The sequence below is a fragment of the Marinobacter shengliensis genome, assembly GCF_003007715.1.
GTDB lineage: Bacteria > Pseudomonadota > Gammaproteobacteria > Pseudomonadales > Oleiphilaceae > Marinobacter > Marinobacter shengliensis.
Genome location: NZ_PXNO01000010.1, coordinates 1 through 5,598 on the forward strand (window position 1 = coordinate 1; position 5,598 = coordinate 5,598).

Here is a 5,598-nt window from a genome sequence, read left to right on the forward strand (position 1 = left end):
AAATAAACGGTTGACAGGGCAGCGGAACGATGTAGAATACGCGGCCTTGATTGAGCAACAGCTCAAACGCTCTTTAAAAAGTTAACCAAGTAATTCGTGTGGGCGCTGGCCGAGGTATTTCGGATACGAAATATCAGGACAGTGACTCGTCGAAATTGAGTTTTGTCTTGAGCAAGAATTAAGAACTTTCGAGTTCTTGTATGATTTAAACTGAAGAGTTTGATCATGGCTCAGATTGAACGCTGGCGGCAGGCTTAACACATGCAAGTCGAGCGGTAACAGGGGGTGCTTGCACCCCGCTGACGAGCGGCGGACGGGTGAGTAATGCTTAGGAATCTGCCCAGTAGTGGGGGATAGCCCGGGGAAACCCGGATTAATACCGCATACGTCCTACGGGAGAAAGCAGGGGATCTTCGGACCTTGCGCTACTGGATGAGCCTAAGTCGGATTAGCTAGTTGGTGGGGTAAAGGCCTACCAAGGCGACGATCCGTAGCTGGTCTGAGAGGATGATCAGCCACATCGGGACTGAGACACGGCCCGAACTCCTACGGGAGGCAGCAGTGGGGAATATTGGACAATGGGGGCAACCCTGATCCAGCCATGCCGCGTGTGTGAAGAAGGCTTTCGGGTTGTAAAGCACTTTCAGCGAGGAGGAAGGCTCTGAAGTTAATACCTTCAGGGATTGACGTTACTCGCAGAAGAAGCACCGGCTAACTCCGTGCCAGCAGCCGCGGTAATACGGAGGGTGCAAGCGTTAATCGGAATTACTGGGCGTAAAGCGCGCGTAGGTGGTTAGGTAAGCGAGATGTGAAAGCCCCGGGCTTAACCTGGGAACGGCATTTCGAACTGTCTGACTAGAGTGTGGTAGAGGGTAGTGGAATTTCCTGTGTAGCGGTGAAATGCGTAGATATAGGAAGGAACACCAGTGGCGAAGGCGGCTACCTGGACCAACACTGACACTGAGGTGCGAAAGCGTGGGGAGCAAACAGGATTAGATACCCTGGTAGTCCACGCCGTAAACGATGTCAACTAGCCGTTGGGACTCTTGAAGTCTTAGTGGCGCAGCTAACGCACTAAGTTGACCGCCTGGGGAGTACGGCCGCAAGGTTAAAACTCAAATGAATTGACGGGGGCCCGCACAAGCGGTGGAGCATGTGGTTTAATTCGACGCAACGCGAAGAACCTTACCTGGCCTTGACATCCAGAGAACTTTCCAGAGATGGATTGGTGCCTTCGGGAACTCTGAGACAGGTGCTGCATGGCCGTCGTCAGCTCGTGTCGTGAGATGTTGGGTTAAGTCCCGTAACGAGCGCAACCCCTATCCCTGGTTGCTAGCAGGTAATGCTGAGAACTCCAGGGAGACTGCCGGTGACAAACCGGAGGAAGGTGGGGATGACGTCAGGTCATCATGGCCCTTACGGCCAGGGCTACACACGTGCTACAATGGCGCGTACAGAGGGCTGCCAACTCGCGAGAGTGCGCCAATCCCTTAAAACGCGTCGTAGTCCGGATCGGAGTCTGCAACTCGACTCCGTGAAGTCGGAATCGCTAGTAATCGCGAATCAGAATGTCGCGGTGAATACGTTCCCGGGCCTTGTACACACCGCCCGTCACACCATGGGAGTGGATTGCACCAGAAGTAGTTAGTCTAACCTTCGGGAGGACGATTACCACGGTGTGGTTCATGACTGGGGTGAAGTCGTAACAAGGTAGCCGTAGGGGAACCTGCGGCTGGATCACCTCCTTAAACGAAGCCGAATGCTTCGGTCAGAGTCCACACGAATTACTTGGTTGGCTAATAAAGAGAGCAAAAGGGTCTTTCAGACCCGACTTGGCTTGTTGTATGACAAGCAAAACCGGGTCTGTAGCTCAGGTGGTTAGAGCGCACCCCTGATAAGGGTGAGGTCGGTGGTTCAAGTCCACCCAGACCCACCAAAATCGCTCAGCTCGTCGTTGCTTCCAGGCTCACGTGCTACTCGCACGCTACACCTGAAAGCGCCTAGATCTGAACGATTTTCCGAGTACGGCATCTGGTCGGCTTGGTGAGTGGTTTCGATGAGGGGCTGTAGCTCAGTTGGGAGAGCGCCTGCCTTGCACGCAGGAGGTCAGCGGTTCGATCCCGCTCAGCTCCACCAAAAAAGCCTGAACGATCGATGCTTTAAACTGACTAACTCCGGTTAGCAGTGTGCAGAAACAAGTGTTTCGGTTTGATGAACGATCAAACGAAGCCCTTCTTTCTGATCACTGGGTCAGATTTGCTCTTTAACAAATTGGACGAGATAGAACACGAATAGATTTCTCTCATTATCTCCGAGAGAAACTGTTCAAAGTGATAGCGATTTCAAGCGTTATCCGGTGTTGTCGTTGAAGTGGTTGTTATATTGCTTCAAGTGACTGTCTCGAAACAGGGTTCTGTATCAGGCTTGCCTGGTAAAGGATGCTGAATCGTGATCAGTTGTCTTGGGGTTATATAGTCAAGCAACTAAGCGCATACGGTGGATGCCTTGGCAGTCAGAGGCGATGAAAGACGTGGAAGCCTGCGATAAGGTTCGGGGAGCTGGCAAACGAGCTGTGATCCGGACATCTCTGAATGGGGAAACCCACCTGGTTTCGGCCAGGTATCTTACACTGAATCCATAGGTGTAAGAGGCGAACCGGGGGAACTGAAACATCTAAGTACCCCGAGGAAAAGAAATCAACCGAGATTCCCTAAGTAGCGGCGAGCGAACGGGGACCAGCCCTTAAGCTGGACAACTGGTAGGAGAAGGCTCTGGAAAGTGCCGCCATAGTGGGTGATAGCCCCGTATCCGAAACCTGAGTCCAGTGAAATCGAGTAGGTCGGCGCACGAGAAACGTTGACTGAACATGGGGGGACCATCCTCCAAGGCTAAATACTCCTGACTGACCGATAGTGAACCAGTACCGTGAGGGAAAGGCGAAAAGAACCCCTGTGAGGGGAGTGAAATAGACCCTGAAACCGTATGCGTACAAGCAGTCGGAGCAGACTTGTTCTGTGACGGCGTACCTTTTGTATAATGGGTCAGCGACTTATGTTCAGTGGCGAGGTTAACCGTTTAGGGGAGCCGTAGGGAAACCGAGTCTGAATAGGGCGAATTAGTCGCTGGGCATAGACCCGAAACCGGGCGATCTATCCATGAGCAGGTTGAAGGTGCCGTAACAGGCACTGGAGGACCGAACCCACTGTCGTTGAAAAGCCAGGGGATGACTTGTGGATCGGAGTGAAAGGCTAATCAAGCCCGGAGATAGCTGGTTCTCCCCGAAAGCTATTTAGGTAGCGCCTCGGACGAATACCACAGGGGGTAGAGCACTGTTTCGGCTAGGGGGTCATCTCGACTTACCAACCCGATGCAAACTCCGAATACCTGTGAGTACTATCCGGGAGACACACGGCGGGTGCTAACGTCCGTCGTGAAGAGGGAAACAACCCAGACCGCCAGCTAAGGTCCCAAAGTACCAGTTAAGTGGGAAACGATGTGGGAAGGCTCAGACAGCTAGGAGGTTGGCTTAGAAGCAGCCATCCTTTAAAGAAAGCGTAATAGCTCACTAGTCGAGTCGGCCTGCGCGGAAGATGTAACGGGGCTCAAACTGGTCACCGAAGCTGCGGCTGCATACTTTGTATGCGGGGTAGGGGAGCGTTCTGTAAGCCTGCGAAGGTGTGTTGAGAAGCATGCTGGAGGTATCAGAAGTGCGAATGCTGACATGAGTAACGACAATGCGGGTGAAAAACCCGCACGCCGGAAGACCAAGGGTTCCTGCGCAACGCTAATCGGCGCAGGGTGAGTCGGCCCCTAAGGCGAGACCGAAAGGTGTAGTCGATGGGAAACGGGTTAATATTCCCGTACCTTGGATAGCTGCGATGGAGAGACGGAGAAGGCTAGGTGAGCCGGGCGACGGTTGTCCCGGTTTAAGCGAGTAGGGAGTGGACTTAGGCAAATCCGGGTCCACAATCCTGAGACGCGACGACGAGTGCCCAAGGGCGCGAAGTCATTGATGCCCTGCTTCCAGGAAAATCTTCTAAGCTTCAGGCTATTCGAGACCGTACCCCAAACCGACACAGGTGGTCAGGTAGAGAATACCAAGGCGCTTGAGAGAACTCGGGTAAAGGAACTAGGCAAAATGGTGCCGTAACTTCGGGAGAAGGCACGCCGGTGTGTACGTGAAGCCCCTGCGGGTGGAGCGGAAGCCGGTCGAAGATACCAGGCCCCTGCGACTGTTTATTAAAAACACAGCACTCTGCAAACACGTAAGTGGACGTATAGGGTGTGACGCCTGCCCGGTGCCGGAAGGTTAATTGATGGGGTTAGCACTCGTGCGAAGCTCTTGATCGAAGCCCCGGTAAACGGCGGCCGTAACTATAACGGTCCTAAGGTAGCGAAATTCCTTGTCGGGTAAGTTCCGACCTGCACGAATGGCGTAACGATGGGGGCGCTGTCTCTACCCGAGACTCAGTGAAATTGAAATCGCCGTGAAGATGCGGTGTATCCGCGGCTAGACGGAAAGACCCCGTGAACCTTTACTATAGCTTCACAGTGAACTTTGAGCATGCTTGTGTAGGATAGCTGGGAGGCTTTGAACCCGGGACGCCAGTTCCGGTGGAGCCAACCTTGAAATACCAGCCTGGCATGTTTGAGGTTCTAACTCTGACCCCTTATCGGGGTTGAGGACACTGTGTGGTGGGTAGTTTGACTGGGGCGGTCTCCTCCCAAAGCGTAACGGAGGAGCACAAAGGTGGGCTAAGTACGGTCGGACATCGTACGGTTAGTGTAATGGCACAAGCCCGCTTGACTGCGAGACAGACACGTCGAGCAGGTACGAAAGTAGGTCATAGTGATCCGGTGGTTCTGTATGGAAGGGCCATCGCTCAACGGATAAAAGGTACTCCGGGGATAACAGGCTGATACCGCCCAAGAGTTCACATCGACGGCGGTGTTTGGCACCTCGATGTCGGCTCATCACATCCTGGGGCTGAAGCCGGTCCCAAGGGTATGGCTGTTCGCCATTTAAAGTGGTACGCGAGCTGGGTTTAGAACGTCGTGAGACAGTTCGGTCCCTATCTGCCGTGGACGTTGGAGATTTGAGGAAAGCTGCTCCTAGTACGAGAGGACCGGAGTGGACGAACCGCTGGTGTTCGGGTTGTGTCGCCAGACGCATTGCCCGGTAGCTATGTTCGGACAGGATAACCGCTGAAAGCATCTAAGCGGGAAGCCCCTTCCAAGATGAGATCTCCCTGAGGCCTTGAGCCTCCTGAAGAGCCGTTCAAGACCAGGACGTTGATAGGCTGGGTGTGTAAGCGCTGTGAGGCGTTGAGCTAACCAGTACTAATTGCTCGTGCGGCTTGACTATATAACACCCAAGACAATTGCGGATAACGCAGAGCAGGGCAAACGCCAGGCTCCACAGAAATCAACATCACGTTCCATCTCGTCCTTCCCAGTGATCATCCGTTTTGCCTGACGACCATAGCGGTCTGGAACCACCTGATCCCATCCCGAACTCAGAAGTGAAACAGACCAGCGCCGATGGTAGTGTGGTTCGCCCATGTGAGAGTAGGTCATCGTCAGGCTCTTAATACCAAA

The 5,598-nt window shown here is 53.5% G+C and carries 2 tRNA genes and 3 rRNA genes; all 5 read left to right on the plus strand.

The features are described from left to right. The first annotated feature begins 207 nt into the window (after nt 1-207). The 5 genes from C7H10_RS03175 to rrf all read left to right on the plus strand — a co-directional run bounded on the left by C7H10_RS03175 (nt 208) and on the right by rrf (nt 5,585). Nucleotides 208-1,748: ribosomal RNA gene (locus tag C7H10_RS03175) — 16S ribosomal RNA — on the plus strand. A 111-nt stretch (nt 1,749-1,859) separates the two neighbouring features. Next, nucleotides 1,860-1,936: transfer RNA gene (locus C7H10_RS03180), tRNA-Ile, on the plus strand. 124 nt (nt 1,937-2,060) lie between these two features. Then, nucleotides 2,061-2,136 (plus strand) — tRNA-Ala (locus C7H10_RS03185). 337 nt (nt 2,137-2,473) lie between these two features. Beyond that, nucleotides 2,474-5,365, plus strand: a 23S ribosomal RNA gene (locus C7H10_RS03190). Between the two features lie 106 nt (nt 5,366-5,471). Beyond that, nucleotides 5,472-5,585, plus strand: a 5S ribosomal RNA gene (gene rrf, locus C7H10_RS03195). The 16S, 23S and 5S rRNA genes sit together here with 2 tRNA genes alongside, the layout of an rRNA operon. Nucleotides 5,586-5,598 lie beyond the last annotated feature (13 nt).